The sequence below is a fragment of the Glaciimonas immobilis genome (assembly GCF_011947285.1).
Taxonomy (GTDB): Bacteria; Pseudomonadota; Gammaproteobacteria; order Burkholderiales; family Burkholderiaceae_D; genus Glaciimonas; species Glaciimonas immobilis.
The window spans coordinates 14,195-37,076 of sequence record NZ_JAAOZT010000018.1 but is presented as its reverse complement, the minus strand read 5'-3'; the positions used below and the strand labels follow the sequence as shown (position 1 = coordinate 37,076).

The window sequence follows — 22,882 nt, the reverse complement described above, 5'->3', positions numbered from 1 at the left end:
TTGTGTTGGGTAGACCTAACACAAACCTAGTTGTGTTAGGTCTACCTACCACAAACCTAGTTGTGTTAGGTCAGCGACGTAGACGTCTAGGGCGCAGGCTCAAATATGGGCGTTGCGCGGCTGGGAATAATTTATCGTGCCGGCCTGAGGCAGCGTCGTAGGCTCTCAAAGAAATCACTTGCGCCACCTAAACCTTTTTTATTATCTGCATGGGCGAGCGCGTCAAGCGATTCGAAGTCCCCACCTCCGAAGAATTTTATTAAGTTTTTTAGCTGCGTTTCCAAAATACCCTTCATGGGGGGGTGATAAAAAATATTTAAATCGATTAAGCGATAAGACAAAAGCAAAAATGTATTTTAATGGTGCAATAAAGTATTGGTTAAAAAGAATTACTTGATCTATAAAGTAAGATCTTTAAATGATATTTTGGTTGGAGGAGCCGAAATGAGGGCCACTACCGAAAGCAAGTTATATCAAATTGCGCTACCCGTATTGGAAGACATGCAACAAGGGGCGCTGCGCACCGCCTTCTTGCAAGCCTTTGCAGAAGAGCGCGAATCGCTACTGGCAATCGAGCACACATTCGAACAACTTACGTCGCGTTGCTACAATAATGAAGCGTTGCGCAGGTTTTTTGCGAGCTGGTCAAAGACCAATCATTCGGCTGCCAGCGTATCCGGTTTAGCATGCAGGATGACGCTTCTGGCCGCACGACAGCAAGATCCGGACATCGCCAGACAGCTTTTCAAGGTTTGTTCAAGCCTGCAAAGAATCATTGATGAGGACCTTGGTGCTTCAGGAAGAGCGCTGCATGCCGACCTCTTTTACGTCATGGCAACCGCAGTGTGCGGAGACGATGCATGGCTGCGCAAATCCTCCTGTCTGCAATCAGCGCAGGAGTTTAAGGCATGGACCGATCGTCAGCGTCTGCGTGAGCGCGATCATTTCAGAGGCCTGATAGCCACCTTGATTCACGAGTTGTATACCCACAGCGAAGTGGAGTTCATCTATCCGCTATTTCAAAACTGGTTTGAACACCATATCGGCATACCGGTTGCCCGCATCCGCCCCACCGTTGCATGGGTAACGGTGCATATCGGCGGCACCGAAAGCAATCATTTCGCGCATGCAGCGGAGGCTGTTCAGCGTTTTAGCGAGGCGTTAAACGTACCTGTTGCGGCGGATATGTCGATGCAAATCTGCTGCGAGTATTTGCGTCGTAAAGCAATGGTGATGCGGGATTGTTCCAAGGTGTTGAAGGATAATGAAACTATTTACACGATTGATTAACAAATCCGCGTGAGGAGTTGAGCATATTGAAATCATCAATCATCAATCATCAATCATCAATCATCAATCATCAAAAGATCCCACGCCTACCGTCGAACTCGCCGCCCGCCAATTGTCATCCAGCCCTGATGTTATCCACCCCTTATGTTCTCAATCCTCAACTGCGCCGCCATTTTCGTCAATCCCCATCTGATCAAGCAACCAGACTTTGAATATCTCAAAAGCTGCATGGTAATGAAGCCGTTTCGGATACACCAGATAATGCCCGATGTATCGCATCTCCTGCGTGCAATCGATCAGCGGGGTTACCAACGTACCCTGTTTTAATTCTCGCTCCCCGAGTAAAGTTGATTCGAGCACTACCCCGAGCCCGTCAACCGCCGCTGCAATCGCCATCAAACTGCGATCGAAGTGCAACCCGTAGTGATGCGGCGGTGTTAAATGATTGGCTTCAAACCATCCCTTCCATTGCAGCAGTTGAACGTCGCATTGAATCAAGGTCTGCGCGTAGAGATCCTCCGGCCGTTGAATCCGGGCGGCAACCTCCGGCGCACAAAGCGGCATCAGCCTTTCTACGGCCAGCGGAATTTTCTCGTAAGTCGAGGACTTAGGCTCGCCATACACAATGTCCAGATCGAAATTATCCTCTTCAAAGCGCGCGTAATCGGTGCTCGCCGAGATTTGTAAATCGATATGTGGATTCGCCCGCACGAATCCTGACAATCTGGGTAGCAGCCATTGTGTCGCAAAACTGGGTGCCGTATGCAGCCTCAGCGGACTCGGTTCGTCGAGCGCAATCAACGCCAGGCCGCGCCGCATTTCTTCCATTCCGCGTTGAACGTGTTCCAAAAGGATGGCACCTTCTCGTGTGAGTTTTACCTCACGCGTGCTCCTGTCGAATAGTCTCAGGCTGAGCGTATCCTCAAGCTTGCGAATAGAGTGACTGACTGCGCTTGGCGACAAGCCCAGCTCCTTGGCCGCATGCGCGAAGGACGCTGTTCGTCCTGCCGCCTCGAAGATCCGCAAAAAAGGTAGCGGCAACTTGGTATTTAATTTCATATGTGAATATGATTCATCAATTAGTGCAATCGTTTCTTTTGTCACCACGTTCACTTGATGATACGCTGCCGTGGCTAGGTTTTGTCCGACGCCAAGTGAATTATACACACCTATGATTTTCCGGCGGCACGGCCAGCACACCGTTAAACGTTCAAACGACCCCGGAGGGAGACGATGACATTTACCAATAAAAATCCTGCGACGACTGAAGCGCTTCACATCAGGCTCGCCCGTCATGCTTATCGCATTCGCCGCTTTGCATTGCGCATGGGCGAAGTGCAGGGCCAGGGATATATCGGCCAGGCATTAGGGCTTGCCGACGTGCTGGCGGTAGCGTATTGCCACGCCATGAATATTCGGCCCGATGACCCGGAATGGGAAGGGCGCGATCGCTTTTTGCTTTCTCATGGGCACTACGCTATCGCGTTGTACGCGGCACTGCTGGAAGCGGGCGTCCTCAAGGAAGAAGAACTTGAGACCTATGGCTTCGACGATAGCCGCCTGCCGATGTCTGGCATGGCGTCTTATACACCCGGAATGGAAATGTCCGGTGGATCGCTTGGTCAAGGGCTGACGATTGCCGTCGGCATGGCGCTTGGACTGCGGCACAAGAATAATCCTGCATTTGTGTACAACTCAATGTCGGACGGCGAGCTTGACGAAGGCGCGACCTGGGAAGGGGCGTTGTCCGCAAGTCACCATAAGCTGAGCAATCTGATCGTACTGGTCGATATCAATCGTCAGCAAGCAGACGGCAGCTCGCACGATACTCTTAACTTTGAACCGCTCTCCGATAAGTGGCTGGCATTTGGCTGGCACGTGCAACGCATCAACGGCAATGACATCAACGCGGTCATTGCAGCGTTCGATATCGCGCGCGCGCTGAAGGACCCGGTGCCACGCGTGATTCTGGTCGACACCTTGATGGGCAAGGGCGTGCCGTTTTTAGAGACACGTGAGAAGAGCCACTTTATCCGGGTGGAAGAGGGTGAATGGAAAGAAGCTATTGCTATGCTGGATGCTTCACAACCGCCTTCTCGGACTGACCTGGCGCCCGACCTATACACTACAGGAGACCGTTCATGAGCGCCATTATCACCAAGCCACGCCTGACGACCTCGGCCATGATCGCGTCGATTGCCGGGGAAGGACAGCGCACCGTTAATGCGCCGTTTGGTCACGCACTGATCGCAGAAGCGGCCAGACGGCCCAACATCGTTGGCATGACTGCGGATCTTTCCAAGTACACCGACTTGCATATTTTTGCCAACGAACACCCGAATCGCTTCTTTCAGATGGGCATGGCTGAACAACTGCTGATGGGTGCGGCAGGCGGCATGGCGAAGGAAGGCTTGATGCCGTTTGCCACGACCTACGCCGTATTCGCGACGCGTCGTGCCTACGATTTTATTCATCAAGTCATCGCGGAAGAACATCTCAACGTCAAGATTTGCGCGGCGCTGCCGGGTTTGACTACCGGTTACGGCCCTAGCCATCAGGCCACTGAAGATATCGCGATGATGCGCGGCATTCCAGGGTTGACCATCGTCGATCCGTGCGATGCGCTCGATACGCAACAGGCAGTCGCAGCGATTGCTGCCCATGATGGACCGGTTTACATGCGTCTGCTGCGCGGTAAAGTGCCGCTGGTATTGGACGAATACGACTACAAGTTCGAACTCGGTAAGGCAAAACTCTTGCGCGACGGCAAGGACGTGCTGATCATCTCGTCAGGCATCATGACCATGCGCGCGCTGGAAGCCATGCATGCGCTGGCTGACGGCAGCGCTGAGGTTGCGGTACTGCACGTACCGACCATCAAACCATTGGACGAAGCGACGATCATTGCGCAGTGCAGTCATCCGGGACGCCTTGTGGTCGTGGCAGAGAATCACAGCATCGTCGGTGGACTCGGTGAAGCGGTCGCCACCACGTTGATGCGGGCGGGCGTGCATCCCGCGTTTCGTCAGATCGCGCTGCCCGACGAGTTTCTCGCTGCCGGTGCACTTCCCACGCTGCATGATCGATACGGTATCTCGACCTCCTCGATCGTCGCTACGATCAAACGCTGGCTAGCTTAGGAGCATCGGGATGAATGCAACCTTGAATGTCACTTTTATAGGCGTCGGTGCAATTGGCCTGCCGATGGCACTCCGGATTCAAGCGGCTGGTCACGCTGTCACGGGTGTGGATGTCTCGCTGGCAGGCATCGCAAACGCCACGAAAAACGGGGTAGATGCGGTGTCCGGGTTTGCTCTGGCACCCAAGGGCGATATCGTCATCGTGATGGTCGCGACGTCGCAACAACTGGCGGCACTGGTCAGTGATGTCGGTAGTGCCGCAAGCGGCCAGCTTTGGGTCGTGATGTCTACCGTTGGTCCAGATAGTGTGCGTGAGCAGGGCAATATATTGCGCGCTGCAGGTGCACGCGTTGTGGACGCACCTGTCACCGGTGGCACGGCCCGCGCCAAGACTGGCGATCTGGTTATTTTTGCCTCCGGCAGCGGGGAAGATATTGAAGCGGCTTTGCCTGTCTTGGAGGCAATGGGCAACGTACGCCAGACGGGTGAGCGACTCGGCGACGGCCAGAGCATCAAGGTGGTAAATCAGCATCTGTGCGCGGTCCACATTGCTGCCGCCGCCGAAGCCCTAGGTCTGGCACGGTCGCTGGGGCTGGATCAGCAAAAAGCCCATAACACCGCATTAAAAATTCTGTTTCAGAGACAAAACACGGGCGCGGCGGCGGTTGTGCGGGCACTGTCGATGTCATTGCTGTACAGTCTTAACCTACCCGCTGTGCTGTGTGCAACGCTGCACTGCACAACGGGAAAGCCAAGGGAAAGCCAATTCACGTTGTTGCAAAATCACACTCACTAAGGAAAATATGCGCACTCAATCTACATCTCGCGTTGCCGTTGTCACAGGCGGTGCTCGAGGAATTGGACTGGCTATCGGCGAATGGTTTCTGCGCCATGACTACAAGGTCGTTCTGCTGGACATAGAAAGCGCACTTCTGGACCGCACAGTATCGGAGATTGGTCGTCCCGATGATGTGCTGGCGGTCCATTGCGACGTGTCCGATCCGGCGCAGGTAGACCGGGCCGCCGAGCAAGTGATCGCAAGGTTCGGTCGCGTTGACGCGCTGGTTAACAACGCTGGCGTGGCCATCTTCAAGCCGACGCTGGAGACCTCCTTCGCGGAGTGGCGCGCTGTGATGGCGACCAATCTGGATGGCGCCTTCCTTTGCTCGCAGGCCTTTGGCGCGCTGATGGCGAGCAACGGCAGCGGCGCCATCGTCAACATCGCATCGATCTCCGGACTGAGAGCCAGCACGCTACGTATCGCCTACGGCACCAGCAAGGCTGCGCTTATTCACATGACCAAGCAGTATGCGGTCGAACTTGGCAATGTCGGCGTGCGTGTCAATGCCATTGCACCCGGCCCGGTCGAAACCGAGATGGCGAAGCTGGTCCACAGTGTGGCGATCCGTTCGGACTACTACGATACCATCCCGCTGGGTCGTTATGGCAGCACCGAAGAGATGGCCAACGTCGTTGGATTCCTTTGCAGCGACGCGGCCAGTTTTGTCAACGGTCAGGTGATTGCAGTTGACGGTGGCTTCGACGCGGCGGGCGTGGGTTTGCCGACGTTGCGTCGGGGTAAGGTGAAGGCTTAGGCAGTATGAACGTCGGACTGACCTAATCGCCTCTACGGCAAGTAATTTAGGTTGTAGAAGAAATTTAGGTCTTAGAATAAAAAGTCGATGCCGGTGCTGCTTAGCGGATCAATGTTGCCTGATGCGGCATCTGACTTCTTTACGAAAAGTGACTGATACAAAGCCCGTGAAAAGCGGGCTTTAGCCATTTGGATGGCCGCTTCAGGCCGTATTCCAGCGGTGAGGGTATTTTGCTGCAATACGGTTATGCATGCGCTTTCCTCACCGACATCGGCAGGGTGCGGGGTCCATCAAGCAACCCGATGCACCCGACCATGCAGTCATGTCAATTGACAGCAGTGACGACATAATTCATGTCCTGTTTAACAAAGTCGATAGTGACTTTTTTGTCTACGGAAAGTTTGTCTAAGAGCAGCTTGTCTTTCACCGAGAAAGTCATTGTCATGGCGGGCCAGTTTAAGCTTTTGACCGGCCCGTGTACAAGGGTCAACTTACCATTTTTAATATCCACGGCCTTTACCGTGCCCGTTGCCTTGTGGGTAGTTGTTTTGGTGCTGGAATCGGAGGACATTTTGTCCATCGGCATGTTGTGCATGTTCATGCCTTTCATGTCCATGTTTTTGGTGTCACTGGACTGCGCCATGGCGTGGGTGGAGGCGGATAAAGCCACAATCAGGGTCAAAATTACGATCGGTTTCATGTTTATTTCCTTGATTAATTGAAGAGAAATTATTGGGTGTTAATTACTTAGGTGCTGCATTTTGATGACCGCTATAAAGGTCTAATAGAGCCTTTGCTTTATTCGGTTTGCTTCATTAGATTGCGTTGGCATCCTCCACATGTGCCGTGCTGGCGATAGCTCTGCTGGCGGCGATGCGACCGCGACGTAACTCACGCCGCCGCAGGAGCAGATAAACTGCAGGAACCACAAACATTGATAGCAGTGGTGCCGTAATCATGCCGCCCACCATTGGCGCCGCGATGCGCTGCATGACTTCCGATCCGGTGCCGGTACCCAGCATGATCGGCACTAGCCCGGCAATGATGACAGCGACCGTCATCGCCTTCGGGCGGACCCGCAATACAGCCCCTTCACGTATCGCATCGAGCAGATCGGCTTCAGTGTCGTTGCCGTTGGCCAGCCGTTCTTCCCAGGCATGCTTCAGATAAAGCAACATGATCACGCCGAACTCGGCCGACACCCCGGCCAATGCGATGAAGCCAACGCCACCGGCGACCGACAGGTGATAATCGAGTAACCATAACAGCCAGATACCGCCCGCCAGCGCAAACGGTAGCGTTCCCATGATCAATGCTGCTTCATCGAAACGCTGGAAGGTCAGATACAGCAAGACGAAAATAATCAGCAATGTGGCTGGCACCACGATCTTGAGCTTGGCGGTAGCGCGCTCCAGATACTCAAACTGTCCCGACCAGGCGATAGAATAGCCAGCCGGTAAGGCGACCTCTTTGGCGACCACTTGTTGCATAGCGTGTACCGTGGAGCTGAGGTCGCGATCGCGAATATCGACGTAGACCCAGCCCGACAAGCGTGCATTTTCACTCTTTAGCATAGGCGGGCCATCGTTGATGCGAATCGCGGCGACATCGCCCAACTGGATTTGTGCGCCGCGATCCGTCAGCACTGGCAATTGGCGAAGTTTTTCGACAGAGTCCCGCACCTCGCGCGGATAACGCACGTTGATCGGGAAGCGCTGCAAACCCTCTACGGTTTCACCAATATTGTCGCCGCCAATCGCCGCTGCTACGACACTTTGCACATCAGCGATATTCAAACCATAGCGCGCAGCGGTATCGCGGTTGATGTTGACATCGATATACCGCCCGCCATTTAATCGCTCAGCCAGCGCGGAGGATACGCCGGGTACGTGCTTGACGACGCGTTCGATTGCGCCGGTTATACGGTCGATTTCTTGCAAACTGGCGCCGGCGACCTTAATCCCGACCGGACTTTTGATGCCCGTCGCCAGCATGTCGATCCGGTTCCGAATTGGTGGCACCCAAATATTAGATAATCCGGGGACCTTGACGATGCGGTCCAGTTCCTGAATCAATTTCTCCGCTGTCATGCCGGGCCGCCACTGATCGTGCGGTTTGAACTGAATCATGGTTTCAAACATTTCCAGCGGTGCCGGATCGGTGGCACTTTCAGCTCTGCCAGCTTTGCCGAACACGCTTTGCACTTCAGGCACGGTTTTAATAAGACGGTCGGTCTGCTGCAATAACTGCGACACTTTGCCCGCTGACAGGCCGGGCAATGCCGAGGGCATGTACAGCACATCACCTTCGTCTAGCGGCGGCATGAACTCGCTCCCAAGCTGAGTCATCGGCCAAATCGTTAAGATCGCCACCAGCGCGGCCCCCAGCAAGGTCAGTTTGGGAAAGCGCAATACGATATCGAGCAAGGGGCGGTACAACGCAATCAGCAAGCGATTCAGCGGATTTTTTTGCTCGTCCGGTATCCGCCCGCGAATCAGGTAACCCATCAGGACAGGAATCAGCGTTACGGCCAGACCGGCGGCGGCGGCCATCGCATAAGTCTTGGTAAAAGCTAACGGTGAAAATAGCCGTCCCTCCTGTGCTTCCAGTGTGAACACGGGAATAAACGAGAGTACGATGATCAGTAACGAAAAAAACAGCGCCGGGCCGACTTCGGCGGCGGCGTCGCCGATGACCCGCCAGTGGGCATTGCCCTGTAGTTTTTCACCGGGATGGGCATGATTCCACGCCTCAATATGTTTGTGGGCATTTTCGATCATCACTACCGCCGCATCTACCATGGCACCGACTGCGATAGCGATACCGCCTAAAGACATAATGTTGGCGTTCACGCCCTGATAATACATAACGATAAAGGCGATCAGGATGCCGATCGGCAGCGTAATGATCGCCACCAGTGCCGAGCGCAAATGAAACAAAAAGATAGCGCAGACCACAGCGACGACGATAAATTCCTCAATCAATTTGTCTTTCAAATTGGTCACAGCACGATTGATCAGGCTCGACCGGTCATAGGTTGGGACGATCTCAACACCGGGTGGCAGACTGGCTTTTAATATCGCCAGTTTGGCCTTCACCGCTGCGATGGTATCGAGCGCATTCTTGCCCGAGCGCATGATGATCACGCCGCCCGCGACTTCGCCTTCACCATTCAGTTCAGCGATCCCGCGCCGCATTTCCGGCCCGATTTGTATTCGTGCCACGTCCCCCAGTCGCACTGACACGCCGGCATCTGTCGTCATCAATGGAATCTTGCGGAAATCGTCCAGTGATTTAAGATAGCCCGATGCGCGCACCATGTATTCGGCTTCACCCAGCTCCAGTACCGAGCCGCCGGTCTCCTGATTGGCTTTCTGCACCGCGTCGATGATCTTGGCTTGCGGGATGTTGTAGGCCCGCATCTTGTCCGGATCGAGCACTATCTGGTATTGCTTTACCATGCCGCCGATGCTGGCGACTTCCGAGACATTCGGCACTGTTTTTAACTCGTATTTCAGAAACCAATCCTGTAACGAGCGCAACTGTGACAGATCGGTCTTTCCGCTACGATCAACCAATGCGTATTCGTAAATCCAGCCGACACCGGTTGCATCCGGTCCGAGCACGGCCTTCGCTTGCGGTGGCAAACGCGACTGTACCTGACTCAGATACTCCAGCACACGCGAGCGCGCCCAATACGGATCGGTGCCGTCGTCAAACAACACATAGACGTAGGAGTCGCCGAAAAAAGAATACCCCCGGACGGTCTTGGCACCCGGCACTGACAGCATGGTGGTGGTCAGTGGATACGTGACCTGATTCTCAACAATCTGTGGTGCCTGGCCGGGATAGCTGGTCCGAATAATGACTTGCACGTCTGACAGATCAGGAAGCGCATCTAACGGCGTATGCGCCAGCGACCAGATCCCCCATGCGGTCACCATCAGCGTCGCCAGTAATACCAGAAAGCGGTTCACGATGGACCAGCGGATCAGTTTGGCGATCATTGCTTCGCTCCCACTGACTGATTTTTCGCGGCAGCAGTGGGACTGATCGTACCGATTTCGAACGCGCCATCTTTGATCGGATGAATGTCGAAAATGACGCTGTCGCCGACCACGATGTTGTGCGGCAAGCCACCCGCCGGTAATTTAAATCCCATCGTCATCGCTCCCCATTGCAGCGTCGGAATCGGCCCGTGCGAGATCGTGATTTCCTCTTTATTGATGCTTTCAACCCTACCTTCCCCGCGATGTGTCGGTCCGGCAACTTTGCCGGGTTCTACTGCGGTTGGTTTGTCGGGAGTTGCGGCGTTCATACTGCTCATCCGGGTTTCGGTTCCCGTCAGGCTAGCTTCGGAATCAATCAGAAACTGACCGGAGACCACGACCTTCTGGCCAACTTCCAATCCTTTACGGATTTCGCTCTGGCCGTTGGTTTCGCTGCCGATCTCAACCTCAACCGGCAGAAATTTACCATCGCCTTGCGCCACCATCACGACGCTACGCGTGCCAGTCTGAATCACTGCTTCAGTAGGTATCAACATGAGGTTCTTACGCGCAGCAGGAGAAAAATTAAGCGTCGCAAACATGCCGGGCACTAGTTGACCGGAGGGATTCGGCAGCTCAATACGCGCCTTTAGTGTACGGGTGGCGGGGTTCACGTCCGGCAGGATTGCACTGACTTTGCCTTTGAATATCACGCCTTGCAGCGCGGGCGTGCGGGCCTCCACCGCATTCCCGGGACGCACCTGAGCGGACATGCTCTCCGGGATGTCCGCATTGACCCAGATCGTGCCGAGACCATTGATTTTGAACATTGGCGCACCGGTCATTACGGTCATCCCTTCGCGCACCGCGAGCTCTGACAAGACGCCACCAATAGGCGCAGTAATGGTCAGACGCGCTTGCACCTTGCCACGCGTTTCTACCAGGTGAATCTGGTCGTCGGTCATGCCGACTAACCGCATGCGCTGACGCGCACCCTCCAGCAGGCCATCTAAGCCGTTGCCCTGCATGCGTTTGACTGACAGGTACTCTTCCTGCGCCGCTACCCATTCCGGTACATACAACTGCGCCAGCGCCTGCCCCTTGCGGACCGGATCAAGAGGCGCACGCACGTAAAGCCGTTCGACAAAACCGTTGCTGCGTGCCTGCAGCAGTGCGACATCGCGCTCGTTGTAGGCGACGCTGCCCACGGCCACAACCGCCGATGTAAGATTGCCTCGGGTGACTTCCGCGGTGCGGATGCCCAGATTTTGTTGCACGCGGGGGCTGATGGTGACTTTCCCATTATCACTACCATTTTCGGCATAAACCGGCACCAGTTGCATGTCCATGAATGGTGATTTTCCGGGCTTGTCGAATTTTTGCCCGGGCACCATCGGGTCGTGCCAGTAGAGTACTTTCTTAGCATCTGCAGGTGCCGATGCTGCAACCGGGGAAGCCCCGACCCCAACTATGGATGTCGCCAGCTTGCGTCCTTGATGGATACCAATTGCGTAAAGCGCGTAGCCGCTTGCACCGAGGAAAACCATCACAACGCAGAGGAGGATTTTACGATTCTTCATTGCGTGTCCTTTTTTATTTCTTTGGATGTCATCACAGCATCGATGGGGAATAGAAAATTGAGTTGTGCCCACAAACGGTCGGTATCGGTTGCCAGCTGTAATGCCTGAATGCGGACGTCGATATCATTACGACGCGCCGCCAGCACCTCGACCAGACTCGCTTTGCCACCGCGGTAGGCAGTGATCGCAGCGCCGGTGCGTTGGTTGGCCAAAGGAATCAATTCACGTTCATAGCGGGCCGAGCGCTCGCGATCGTTTTGCCATTCCTCAATCATGTTGCGGGCCTCTGCTATGTCCGCGCGTAACATATCCTCGCGCGCATCTTTGGCCTGATCGACCAATGCAAGTTTTGCGGAGAGTTCCCTGTCCTGACGGTTCTTGCGATTCCATTGCAGCGGGATTGATACCCCAACCGAGATCATATTGGAGTAAGCTGCGCCACGTTGCTGAAAAGCAACTTCAACGGTCCAGTCGGCTTTTTCGTTGGCCTTTGCCAGCCTGGCTTGCGTTTCAGCGAGATCGACCTGTGTGCTCAGCACCGCGATTTGAGGATGGTGATTGAGCTGGCTATCGAGTCGCGCGGGATCCATGCGGATCGCATCGGTCTTTGGTTTGCTGGCTAGGGAGACGCCACTGATATCGCCGATCCAGCGCGTCAGCGCGATATTCGCAGTGCGCACGCGGCGCTGTGCTTCACTGGCGCGATCATCAAAAGTTGCCAAAGCGCTGCGCGCAGCTAAAACGTCAGCCTGACTGCCCCGACCAGCACGGTATGCCCCTTCGGCTGCCTGAATTTCCAGTCTGGCTTGTTCCCCCTGCTCGGCGACCACTGCTGCCATCGCTTCTGCGTAAAACCGGTCTAGCCACGCTAGCGCGGTATCACGCTCAATGGCAGCGGTTGTTACGGCCTTTTCGGCAAGGGTCTTTTGCGCTTCCAGTTCGAAGCTGTCAGAACGCAATTGGCGTTTATCGGAACGCGTGATTTCCTGCATCACGCCGACCCGACGCATGGTCATAAAATCGTTATTGAGGCTGCCGCGATCTCGCCCGGTGACGGGGAGGTTATCGATGCCAAACTTTAAGATCGGATCCGGTAACTGGTGGGCAGCAACCGCCATATCGCGGGCCGCGGAGACAGAAAAATCCTGTGCCGTGAGTTGGCGCGACCGTTCGACCGCCCGGCGTTGCGCCTCAGCCAACGTCAGCGGCACTTCAGCCGCATAGGCGCTAGCCACAAGCATTAGCGATCCAGCCAGTGCAGAGAAACTAATTTTTGAAAACAAACGAACAACTTTACGCAGTGATAGCGGTGGGGACGACATTCAACCTCCAGATAGCGATAGACAATATCAGGCATGCACGCGGCAAGCCAATGACGTACTAAGTGATCTGAAAGTTTAAATGCGGAAACAGCAGTTGCGAATGGAGAGAGGAGGGGCAGTGGTCCGCGTCAGCAGCAGAGATGATGACTCTGCGCTCACGGGGTTATATATGGACGTCAGATGGTGGACTACCAGCGTTAATGCTGCCGCCATAAAGGGCTGAACATGTGGCAATTGAGGCTTATCGAGCGATTGGTTACCCGATTGATCACTCGCGTGACATAAACCCGGTTGCGCAGTGTCCATGCCTTCGCAGCCAACCATCGCTAGTTCGGACTCCAGCAACATTGGCTTATCGACTTTTCCTGCGTTGAATCCAGGACATGCGTATCCCGCCACAGCAAGCTGCGTGAACAGCATACTGATCAACACGATAAGTGCAGCAATCAGGCGCATTAGACGGGGAAATTTCATTGTTTTAAGTATTTACCTGAATATCGTAAACCGCAAGAATATTTATTGTCAAGTACCGATAATTTTGGTGAGATACAATCATCATCAATATGTCCCCGCGTCATGGTTAGCGTCTTTCGTACCAACCTTGCGTCCGATTGACGATACTGACTACGATTAGCATGGCTGGGACTTCGATTAATACTCCGACTACTGTGGCGAGTGCGGCACCGGATTTAAAACCGAACAAGCTGATCGCTGCTGCAACCGCCAGTTCAAAAAAATTCGACGCGCCGATCAAGGCGGACGGACACGCAATAGAATGCTTTTCGCCGACAACGCGATTGAGCCAATAGGCCAGCGCAGAATTGAAAAATACCTGTATCAAAATCGGAATGGCCAGCAAAGCAATAACCAATGGTTGTTCAATGATCGCATTTCCCTGGAAGGCGAAGAGCAGGATCAGCGTAAGGAGTAGCGCCGAGATCGACCAGGGCTGAATACGCTCCAGGACCTTGCCCAAGCTTTTCTGTCCTCGCCGTAGTAACAGTTTTCGCCAGACTTGCGCAATGATCACGGGGACCATGATATACAACGTCACGGATGTCAGCAAGGTTGCCCACGGTACAGTAATGCTCGATACACCCAGCAACAGCCCCACTAGTGGCGCAAATGCAAACACCATGATCAAGTCGTTTATCGCTACTTGCGAGAGCGTGAAATAAGGATCGCCGCCGGTCAGACGGCTCCACACAAATACCATCGCTGTGCAAGGCGCAGCTGCCAGCAAAATCAGTCCCGCTACGTATGAATCCAGCTGTTCAGTGGGCAAATACGGCGCAAACCAATGGCGGATAAAAATCCAGGCAAGAAACGCCATAGAAAAAGGCTTGACTGCCCAGTTAATAAATAAAGTAACGCCGATACCGCGAACATGCCCCTTAACCTGATTCCAGGCAGAGAAATCGATCTTGAGCAACATGGGAATAATCATCACCCATATCAGAACGCCGACCGGCAGATTTACTTTTGCGATTTCTAACCCGCCAATGGTCTGCACCGCATTGGGGAAACCTTGCCCCAACAGAATGCCAACTATGATGCAGAGCGCCACCCAGACGGTGAGATAGCGCTCAAAAAAATTCATGGCGACGCCTGCGGTGCGTCGACCGGTTACTTCGCATTGCACGGACATAATTTTCTCGAATATCAACAGAGCGGAGGAAAGTTGCAGACGTTTATATAAATCAAACTTTGGTCGCCGCAATATGACGAACGTTTCACGCTAAGACTCACTGAGCATTGATATCAGCGGGGGGTGGAAGGGCGTGCACGGAGTGCCGTTACAACAATTTTCCGTAAGGAATGCAATAAGGCCATTCATCGTTTCGAAATTGGCAGAATAGATGACGAAGCGCCCTTCCTGACGCGATCTCACTAGTTGCGAATGAAAGAGTTCCTTAAGGTGAAAGGACATTGATGACGGGGGAATCGATAATTGCTCACCAAGCTTGCTGGCAGCCATGCCTTCTGGGCCAATTTGAACCAATAAACGAAACACCGCCAATCGTGATTCTTGCGCGAGGGCCCCCAGCGCTGAAATCATCTCTTTGGTTTCCATAGACCACCTGACATAAACAATTTAATAGTTCTATTATTATTGAATTATTATAGTAATGCAAGGGCTTACAAATATTTTAAGACGCGCAGCAACCGACCGATCCCGGCACATTCGCTTATCGATGTCGGTGCGCGACGACCATTTGCGACCAGAACAGCACTAATGCGAGCAATAAAAAATTTTCGTTTAAGGGGTGCGAAGGGAAAACACAATCAGTCCAATAATGGCGGCGGACGCAATGACAATCGGTTCCTGTAATTTCTTGAACTTCCATAATAGGGCCACGGTTACTAGCGCGATTAAGGCGGTGGGGATGTCAATGATTGAGCGCCGGGCGATCACAATCACCGAACCTGTGATGGCACCAATCGCGGCAGCCGTGATGCCGTCAACGAAAGCGAGTACGCCCGGTAACTTGCCGTATTTCTTGAAGTAGGGCGCAGGAATCACCGTGAAGAGGTAGCAGGGAATAAAGGTGCCCAGCGCAGCAACTGTCGCCCCCGGCAAGCCAGCGATCAGGTAGCCGATAAATCCGACAGTGATGACGACCGGGCCGGGAGTGATCATGGCGACGGCGACGGCGTCGACGAATTGCTTATCCGTAAGCCAGTGGTGCTCTGTCACCACCCCGCCATACAGAAAGGGGACGATCGCCAGCCCGGAGCCGAAGACAAACGCGCCGGCCTTGGTGAAGAAAATACCGATTTGCGTCAGTAGCGACATGTCGAGCGTCCCAAAAACGGCCGGCGCTGCCGCCAGATGCGGCAGGCCGATCGCATACAAGCCTCCCTTGGAAAACCACTTGGGCGGCGCACGCAACAGCCAGACCAGCACACCAGCGGCGATGAACAGCCAGGCCACCTCAGATTCTGTCACGACCGTCACCCCTGCCAAGAGCAGATAGATCGCCCATAGGAGCTTGTCCTTGCCGATACTTTTCGCGGTCAGTTTTTTCGCGCTCATCGCGATGATGCCGATGACGGCAGCACCAACACCGTAAAACACCGCCTGCATCCACGGCAGCCCTCCGAACCGCACATAGGCCCAGCCGAGCGCGAGCACCATCAAAAAAGAAGGCATCACAAAAGCCAGGCCCGCGAGCGTCGCGCCGACGACGTGATAATGGACATAGCCCATATAGATACCGAGCTGGGCTGCCAAAGGACCGGGCGCCAATTGGGCCAGCGCCAGGCCTTCCTTGTAATCCGCCGCAGATATCCACTTGCGGTCCTCCACGAGGTCGCGGTGCATATAGCCGACGAGGGCAATCGGGCCACCAAAGCCCAGACTGCCAAGGCGTAGCATGTACAAGATCATTTGCCAAAGGGTGTAACTGGCCGTTGGTGCGTCCGGTTCATTCTGGTTCAATTTTGTCTCCTGCTGGTTTGTCGACTATGCCTGATGGCTCGTTTGAAAAATGCGCGAGCAGCGAATCCAGCACGACGCTCATTTCGGCCAGCAATTGATCGTCGTCGGGACAGCGCTGTCGGGCACCCGCCAGCATCGCTTCGAAACCGCTCGCCTCGGCGACAAAGCCGCCGCCGACGTCGAGCGCATGCACCATCGCGCCGAGTCGAACCAGGCCTTGCTCCCGCTCCAGGCCGAAGCTGGCGAGCAGTACCTCAAAGGTGACGCGATCCCCGATGTGGGTGAAGGCCGCATGGTCGAAATCGAAGCCCAGCGCCTCCGGTGGACAATCGGTCGGCGTCTCCAGCCACAGGAAGCGTGCTTCGCGGTCGATAAAGCGGCGAATCAGCCAGGCGCTGGCGACGCGGTCGACCCATAGGCGACGCCGGGTGGCCCATGTGCGGCCCTGATAATCCAACGGCGCGCGGCGCGGCACCTCAAGGTCGACTGACTGCGGCTCACCGGGCGACACCAGCGTTTGCGCTACGTTAACGAAATCCATCCAGGCCGCCTCCCCCTGCGCGGAAGCTTCAGCGGGAAAATAATCGATGGCGACCAAGGCTTCGTAATCTCGCCGCAGCTTACGCAGCGCGCGGTTGATCTCCGGCGGCGTCAGTCTGGCCAGCGTCCTGCGTGCGGCCAAGAGCGCTGCGGCGAACGCGGCGTACTCGTTAGTCAGGTCGAAGAGTGCGCGGTAGGCTTCGCTGTCACCGTCTGACTGCGCCTGCACTGTTAAGAGCCAGGCACTGCCTCCTTCACGTACGGTTTCATCAGCAAGGTCGCCGAGCTGCCGTCTTGACGCGTCCCGATTGGGCAGCAAGTAGGCGCCGTCGCGCAAGGCACCGCAGCCAAGGGCTTTTAACGCTCGCCATATCCGCATTCGCGCTGTCGCGCTATTGGTCGGCAGGCTGACGACCAGCAGTAGCCATGTTTGATCAGATGTCATCATGACCTTATTGTAGCAGGAGTAATGATCGCTACATTAAATGTTGTAATCTCTACTTACTGATCGTTGTGGTGAGATAGGACCGTTGTTAATCAGCCGTCGGTTTGCATCTTGGTGACCGTCAATGCGCCATTGGCTTTTTCCGCGACAAAATGAATCTTGTCTCCCGGTTTCACCTGATCGAGCATGGCAGCGTCCTGCACTCGAAAAACCATCGTCATGGCGGGCATCCCCAGGTTGTCCAGGGGACCGTGCTTGATCGTGATCTTGCCTGTGTCCTTGTCGATTTTCTTCACTTCTCCGGTCGACATCGCCGCAGCGTCCGTGGATTTCATTTGTGCCATGTCGGCTTTGGCTATTTCCTCGGCGGCGATGGCGCCGAACGGCATAGTGACGGAGACCGCGAGTGTCAGGGCGAGTGTTGCAAATAGAATGGAACGGGTTTTCATCGGAATTCCTTTACGGTGTTTATGTAGAAAAATTATTGAACGACGATCTTGCCGCGCATGCCCGCTTCAAAATGTCCTGGTTGTAAGCAGGCAAAATCAAACGTGCCAGCTTTACTGAACTTCCATACCAGTTCGCCGGCTTTACCAGGCTCTACCGCTATCTGATTTGGATCGGAGTGTTCCATTTCCGGAAATTTAATCATCAATGCCGCGTGCTCCTTGAGCTCGTTGATTGATCCCAACACCATTTCATGTTTCATCGTTCCGGTATTCTTGACAACGAACTTGACAGTTTCCCCGCGTTTGACCGAGATGGTCGATGGCGTGAATCGCATCGCGTCGCTCATATCGACTTCCATCGTTTTTGATACCTTGTTAGCGTCGCCCGGCAGCCCCATTGTTGCGGCATGGCCTTCCTTTTCACCCGACGCAGCATGGCCTTCATCGCCATGGGCAAAAGCATTCAGTGACAATAATGAGAGAGCTAGAGCAGATGCAATTAAAACGGATTTCATAGAATGATCCTGTCAAAAGTGGATGTTGTGGTGCTTGAAATAGAAGAAACGGAAAAATGGTTAATGACCGCGATGTCCGCTTCCTTTAATGACTTTCAGAATTTTTTCGCCTGGCTGTGCGGCCATACGCCTGGCATCGGGTGCTTGCGTGGCGTCCGGCATCGCGGCATCGTCGCCTTTCCATTCATAGGCCGAGGTGCCAGCAGGGTGCTTGTACCAACCAGGGTCCTTGTAATCATTACGCGCTATCCCCTGCCGAATTTTTACCGTCGTAAACATGCCGCCCATTTCAATGCCGCCAAACGGACCGGTGCCGGTCATCATCGGCAATGTGTTGTCGGGCAATGGCATTTCCATCTCGCCCATTGAACCGCCTTTGTCCCCCATCACCATGTAGTCAGGTACCAGCTTGTTAATTTTGCTGAGTACATCGCGCTGGTCGACCCCGATCATCGTTGGTACGTCATGCCCCATCGCGTTCATCGTGTGATGTGCCTTGTGGCAATGGAAAGCCCAGTCACCCAGTTCATTGGCGTCGAATTCAATGGCCCGCATTTGCCCGACAGCGATGTCTGCCGTCACTTCCGGCCAGCGCGATCCCGGCGGGGTCCAGCCGCCATCGGTGCCGGTGACCACAAATTCATGCCCATGCAAATGGATCGGATGATTGGTCATGGTCAGGTTGCCGACACGGATACGCACTCTGTCATTCTGGTTACACACCATCGGATCAATGCCCGGAAACGCGCGACTGTTGAATGTCCACAGATTGAAGTCCAGCATCGTGCTGGTCTTCGGGGTGTAACTGCCCGGGTCGATGTCGTACGCATTGAGCAAAAAGCAGAAATCGCGATCGACCCGGTGCTGACCTGGATCTTTCGGATGCGTGATCCAGAATCCCATCATGCCCATCGCCATTTGCGTCATTTCATCTGCATGCGGGTGATACATAAACGTGCCGGGCCGTTTTGCAATGAATTCATACACAAACGTTTTACCCGGTTGGATACCGGGTTGGGTCAGGCCGGTCACGCCATCCATGCCATTCGGCAATCGTTGTCCGTGCCAATGTACGCTGGTATGTTCTGGTAATTTATTGGTGACAAAGATGCGCACACGGTCCCCTTCGACCACCTCAATGGTGGGTCCCGGAGACTGACCGTTATAGCCCCATAAATTAGCCTTCATGCCGGGCGCAATTTCGCGTACCACCGGTTCGGCCACCAGATGAAACTCCTTGACGCCGTTTTTCATGCGCCACGGCAAGGTCCAGCCGTTGAGGGTGACGACCGGATTATAGGGCCGGCCGTTAGGGGGCGACAAAGGGGGTTGTGTGGCAGCCCCGTCCATTGTGACGGCTTCAGGAAGTGACGCTGCGCCAACCCGGCTGACTAAACCGGCACCAATCGCGACAGCACCCGCACCGTTAATAAAATTTCTACGTGAGACCATAATATGTATCCTTAATTGTTCGTCGATTAATCTGTGGACATAGCGGCAGAATTGCTTGCCTTAGCACCACTGCCAGCAGACGACCGGCCGGTCTGCGCCATTTTTAATGCCGAATCGGCGATCCAGTAATCACGTAACGCTTCGATAGCGCCATTGACGCTGATGACTTGCGCGCGGGCGTCGGCCAACAAGGTAAATACGCCGATCAGCATGCCGTTGTAACGCAGCATTTGTTCATCTGATATCCGTTTCTTGAGGGGCACGATTTCATCGCGATAATGGCGGGCAATATCGTAGGTGCTGCGATAGTCGGCATACGCTACACGCACCTCTGAGCGCGCGTTCACTGCCAACTCTGCGGCACGATTGACTGCTTGCATGTACAACGCCTCGGATTTTGCCACCCGTGCACCGCCCCAATCGAACAGCGGTATTTCAAGCTGAATCGAATAGCCGTTCTCACGTGATGGGCTCTGGTTATAGTTGTTATGCATCAGGCCGACGTCGAGAATATTGATGAACCGCGTCGCCTTGGTCAGTCCCAGCGAATCAGCGAGGCCAGATAATTCCCGCTTTGCCATCATGATGTCGAGCCGATTTTGCATGGCCTGGACTTCGACATCGCCAATCGCTTCTGGCGCTTTGGGTAAATCAGGCAGGCGGTCCGGTAGTTGAAATCCGGTATTGCTGCCCCAGAGACCCAGCAAACGTGTCAGCTTTTCCCGTTCAGCAACTTGCATCTGCTCGGCCCGTGCTAATTGCACGGTCACGTCTGCATAAAAAGACTGCTGTCGCGCCTGCTCCAGTTTGCTCCAGTTGCCGACCGCCGCCATTTTGTTTGCCAGTTGCGCCCCACCTTCCGCGGAAGCAGTGACTTGTGTCATATATTTCACCGTTTCCTGCGCGGAGACCGCAGAAAAATAGGCGTGACGGGTTGCATCGGCAACCGCTAACGCTTCGGCCGCTGCACGCAACTGTGCCTGCTCGAAGTAGCGCCGTTCAATCTTGCTGGCGATGGGCATCGTCAATAAGCTCATCACCGGCAACATCAACGAGCGATCGATTTCGATATCGTCGCCGCGGCGCAGACGACCAAACGTGAACGAAGGATTCTTGAGACGTCCGGCCTGTACTAAATTGGCTTCAGCAATACCCAGTTCGCTATAGCTCGCTTGCAAACCTTTGTTGTTGAGCAAGGCGATCTTTACCGCATCGTCGACGCTTAACGGTTGCGCAAGCAGCGGTTGGATGGTCGTGGCAACGCTGTTCGCATCAGCGTCAGACTTGACCCATTTGACTTCCTGACCGATGCGCTCCTTCGTCATCGACTGTACCGACGAAAAGCCGCCATCCTGCGACAGCGAAGCGCAGCCCCCCAGGAATAATACTGAGGCTGTCAGGAAAAGCGGGCGAAAAGAAACAAAAGATAATGGCATGATCGCTCCTTAGCGGGATGGCATGCCGTCGTGCGCTGGCATGGAGGGCATAGAGGGCATAGAGGGTGGCATTTGAGCGGACGGCGATGCCGTTTTTTTTGCTGCGGGTGCGGGACTGTTTGCTTTCATATCACCCATGCTTTTGTCCGACATCCCGTGCATGCCTCCCATGCCGGAAGCCTTCATTGAATCGGACTGGCGGACGTCAGCGTTAGCCTTTTTCCAGGACTGTATATCCGGATCCTGATAGCTTTTGTAATCTGAAAAAACCGAGTGATACGGCGGGGCAGAAACCACAGCGTCCGGATTTTTCGGATCGTCCGTTACGGTCTGTGCGCTCACGACGAGCGGAATTAACGCGATAGCGGCAAACATCGCGCGCCTCGCAGAGAGGGTGAAAATCATGATCGTCCTCGATGATAGAAATAGAATCGCGTGCAATTGCGCGCCAAATACGCCAGCACCTGCATGCCTGACGTAAGGCTGGGTCGCGAAGGAAAGATGTCAGGCGACAACCAGCCGGAGCACGCAGTTCCGCTATGCAGTGTGCTACTTAACTATCGAGGGAGTGGGGAGGCCGTTCGAGGCCTTCGGGAACGTGTGCGGTGAATCGACTTTCTGACTGGCCATTGAACTCCAGGCCTGTTTGGAGAGGAGCAATCGGATCCAGCCCAGCAGGGAAACTGATAGCGGTGCTCAGACAGCAACTTGTACACGCACTGCATTTGGCGGCAGCATGATGGTGACTGCCATCTCCTGATCGATCTGAAGAGCTTTGCGATTTTCCAGCGGTGTCTGGTTGAAAACTGCTGGAAGAAAATTGCCTGGTTTGATCAGCATGATCTTGTGCTACATCCGAATCCTGCCCGTCATGCTGTAAAACCGTCGACATCACGTGGTGATGTGCTTCCCCGCAGGCAAGCATGCCCGACGCTGCAAAGCCCTGGAGAGGCAGAGCAAAGATCAAAAGCCAGAATAATGCGATCTTGAAAGTTCGGTGCATTAAATAATTATAAATCAGAACTATCGGACTAACAATGCCGGTTTTGCCTTAAGCCATAAGGGAACCAAGCTATTGAATACCCCGTTCCGCGCTTGCGTGGATGCTACTCCGCGCCTGACTCGGCTGGCCCTTGGGGTGGAGCGTCCGCTTGCGCTATGAGATGCTGGCCAAGTTCGCGTGCGGCCTCTGGAGGAAATACATAATGGAGCCATCCGAAGCGCGGATCTCGCAGATGCAGTAACGTGCCGCCAATTAACGCATCTCGCTCAGCAAACCAGCGAGGAAAAGGCTCCATGACGACTTTTTTCCCGGACGGCCACTCCAACGTATGGGACGGCTCCATGGTCGCCCGGAAAATGCCGAGAACGCCTACCATTTCATCGATTTGTGCTGTGGTCAATCGCATTGCCGTCGGCGGGTCTGTCGGCAAAAAAAGTGTTGCGGCCTTGCCATCCCCGTCAAGCTTCCAGCGCAAGCCATGCATATACCCTCCTTTTTTATCAGAAAGTTTCCTACCGAAGCCCGTGCTCGACCAATTTTTGGTGACACGTGCATGGCGTTTTACATTTTAATGATATTAAAAACAACATAGGAGTTTTGTTGCCGCATTCAAGGGCGAATTTTAATTTTTGCTGGCCGCGCGCCCTAATTTTTTGGAGTCTTGGTGTTTGCGGGGCGGGCAGC

Annotated in this window: 22 protein-coding genes; 5 read left to right on the top strand and 17 right to left on the bottom strand. The window is 54.4% G+C overall.

All coding sequences use genetic code 11. The features are described 5' to 3' along the window. The first annotated feature begins 444 nt into the window (after window positions 1-444). Window positions 445-1,290 (top strand): hypothetical protein, encoded by an 846-nt coding sequence (locus tag HAV38_RS21005; protein ID WP_168057358.1) that lies wholly within the window; start codon window positions 445-447, stop codon window positions 1,288-1,290. A gap of 150 nt (window positions 1,291-1,440) precedes the next feature. On the opposite strand, the gene HAV38_RS21000 is transcribed toward HAV38_RS21005, so the two are convergent. After that, window positions 1,441-2,349 (bottom strand): LysR substrate-binding domain-containing protein, encoded by a 909-nt coding sequence (locus HAV38_RS21000; RefSeq protein WP_168057357.1) that lies wholly within the window; start codon window positions 2,347-2,349, stop codon window positions 1,441-1,443. Window positions 2,350-2,523: 174 nt separating this feature from the next. On the opposite strand from HAV38_RS21000, the gene HAV38_RS20995 reads away from it, so the two are divergent. From HAV38_RS20995 to HAV38_RS20980, 4 genes are read left to right on the top strand one after another with little or no spacing between them, the layout of a single operon-like run. Further along, the gene (locus HAV38_RS20995; protein ID WP_168057356.1) at window positions 2,524-3,435 is read left to right on the top strand and encodes a transketolase; all 912 of its coding nucleotides are present in this window, start codon (window positions 2,524-2,526) and stop codon (window positions 3,433-3,435) included. Beyond that, complete coding sequence (locus tag HAV38_RS20990) at window positions 3,432-4,430, top strand: transketolase family protein (RefSeq protein ID WP_168057355.1); 999 nt, start codon at window positions 3,432-3,434, stop codon at window positions 4,428-4,430. The genes HAV38_RS20995 and HAV38_RS20990 overlap by 4 nt, the downstream gene beginning before the upstream one ends. A 10-nt stretch (window positions 4,431-4,440) precedes the next feature. Beyond that, window positions 4,441-5,226 carry an NAD(P)-dependent oxidoreductase gene (locus HAV38_RS20985; protein ID WP_245182501.1) on the top strand — a complete coding sequence of 262 codons (786 nt, stop codon included), beginning with the start codon at window positions 4,441-4,443 and terminating at the stop codon, window positions 5,224-5,226. Between the two features lie 7 nt (window positions 5,227-5,233). Next, entirely contained in the window at window positions 5,234-6,025 is a 792-nt protein-coding gene (locus HAV38_RS20980) for an SDR family NAD(P)-dependent oxidoreductase (protein WP_168057354.1), read from the top strand. Window positions 6,026-6,350: 325 nt separating this feature from the next. Here the strand turns inward: HAV38_RS20980 and HAV38_RS20975 are convergent, their stop codons facing one another. The 16 genes from HAV38_RS20975 to HAV38_RS20900 form a co-directional block, all read right to left on the bottom strand. After that, window positions 6,351-6,725 (bottom strand): copper-binding protein, encoded by a 375-nt coding sequence (locus tag HAV38_RS20975; RefSeq protein WP_168057353.1) that lies wholly within the window; start codon window positions 6,723-6,725, stop codon window positions 6,351-6,353. 115 nt (window positions 6,726-6,840) lie between these two features. Beyond that, on the bottom strand, window positions 6,841-10,032 hold the full coding sequence (locus tag HAV38_RS20970; RefSeq protein ID WP_168057352.1) for an efflux RND transporter permease subunit: 3,192 nt from the start codon (window positions 10,030-10,032) through the stop codon (window positions 6,841-6,843). Beyond that, window positions 10,029-11,594: an efflux RND transporter periplasmic adaptor subunit gene (locus HAV38_RS20965; protein ID WP_168057351.1), complete on the bottom strand. Its 1,566-nt coding sequence runs from the start codon at window positions 11,592-11,594 to the stop codon at window positions 10,029-10,031. Before HAV38_RS20965 ends, HAV38_RS20970 begins: the two co-directional genes overlap by 4 nt. Continuing rightward, window positions 11,591-12,916, bottom strand: a complete 1,326-nt coding sequence (locus HAV38_RS20960) for a TolC family protein (protein ID WP_245182500.1) — start codon at window positions 12,914-12,916, stop codon at window positions 11,591-11,593. Before HAV38_RS20960 ends, HAV38_RS20965 begins: the two co-directional genes overlap by 4 nt. A gap of 75 nt (window positions 12,917-12,991) precedes the next feature. Next, window positions 12,992-13,390, bottom strand: coding sequence for a hypothetical protein (locus HAV38_RS20955; RefSeq protein WP_168057350.1), 399 nt, complete (start codon window positions 13,388-13,390; stop codon window positions 12,992-12,994). 106 nt (window positions 13,391-13,496) lie between these two features. Beyond that, a complete protein-coding gene (gene arsB / locus HAV38_RS20950) occupies window positions 13,497-14,564 on the bottom strand; it encodes an ACR3 family arsenite efflux transporter (RefSeq protein WP_168057349.1) in 1,068 nt (355 codons plus the stop codon). A gap of 90 nt (window positions 14,565-14,654) precedes the next feature. Then, window positions 14,655-14,990: an ArsR/SmtB family transcription factor gene (locus tag HAV38_RS20945; protein ID WP_168057348.1), complete on the bottom strand. Its 336-nt coding sequence runs from the start codon at window positions 14,988-14,990 to the stop codon at window positions 14,655-14,657. Between the two features lie 186 nt (window positions 14,991-15,176). After that, window positions 15,177-16,307, bottom strand: coding sequence for a chromate transporter (locus HAV38_RS20940; protein WP_168057388.1), 1,131 nt, complete (start codon window positions 16,305-16,307; stop codon window positions 15,177-15,179). A 37-nt stretch (window positions 16,308-16,344) separates the two neighbouring features. Continuing rightward, on the bottom strand, window positions 16,345-17,346 hold the full coding sequence (locus tag HAV38_RS20935) for a chromate resistance protein ChrB domain-containing protein (protein ID WP_168057347.1): 1,002 nt from the start codon (window positions 17,344-17,346) through the stop codon (window positions 16,345-16,347). An 89-nt stretch (window positions 17,347-17,435) separates the two neighbouring features. Continuing rightward, window positions 17,436-17,792 carry a copper-binding protein gene (locus tag HAV38_RS20930; protein WP_168057346.1) on the bottom strand — a complete coding sequence of 119 codons (357 nt, stop codon included), beginning with the start codon at window positions 17,790-17,792 and terminating at the stop codon, window positions 17,436-17,438. A 32-nt stretch (window positions 17,793-17,824) separates the two neighbouring features. Beyond that, entirely contained in the window at window positions 17,825-18,307 is a 483-nt protein-coding gene (locus HAV38_RS20925; protein ID WP_168057345.1) for a cupredoxin domain-containing protein, read from the bottom strand. Window positions 18,308-18,367: 60 nt separating this feature from the next. Next, a complete protein-coding gene (locus HAV38_RS20920) occupies window positions 18,368-19,759 on the bottom strand; it encodes a multicopper oxidase family protein (RefSeq protein WP_168057344.1) in 1,392 nt (463 codons plus the stop codon). Between the two features lie 26 nt (window positions 19,760-19,785). Continuing rightward, window positions 19,786-21,195, bottom strand: coding sequence for a TolC family protein (locus HAV38_RS20915; RefSeq protein WP_168057343.1), 1,410 nt, complete (start codon window positions 21,193-21,195; stop codon window positions 19,786-19,788). Window positions 21,196-21,204: 9 nt separating this feature from the next. Further along, complete coding sequence (locus HAV38_RS20910) at window positions 21,205-21,600, bottom strand: hypothetical protein (RefSeq protein WP_168057342.1); 396 nt, start codon at window positions 21,598-21,600, stop codon at window positions 21,205-21,207. Between the two features lie 291 nt (window positions 21,601-21,891). Beyond that, window positions 21,892-22,035 carry a hypothetical protein gene (locus HAV38_RS20905; RefSeq protein ID WP_168057341.1) on the bottom strand — a complete coding sequence of 48 codons (144 nt, stop codon included), beginning with the start codon at window positions 22,033-22,035 and terminating at the stop codon, window positions 21,892-21,894. A 266-nt stretch (window positions 22,036-22,301) separates the two neighbouring features. Beyond that, complete coding sequence (locus tag HAV38_RS20900; protein WP_168057340.1) at window positions 22,302-22,682, bottom strand: hypothetical protein; 381 nt, start codon at window positions 22,680-22,682, stop codon at window positions 22,302-22,304. Window positions 22,683-22,882 lie beyond the last annotated feature (200 nt).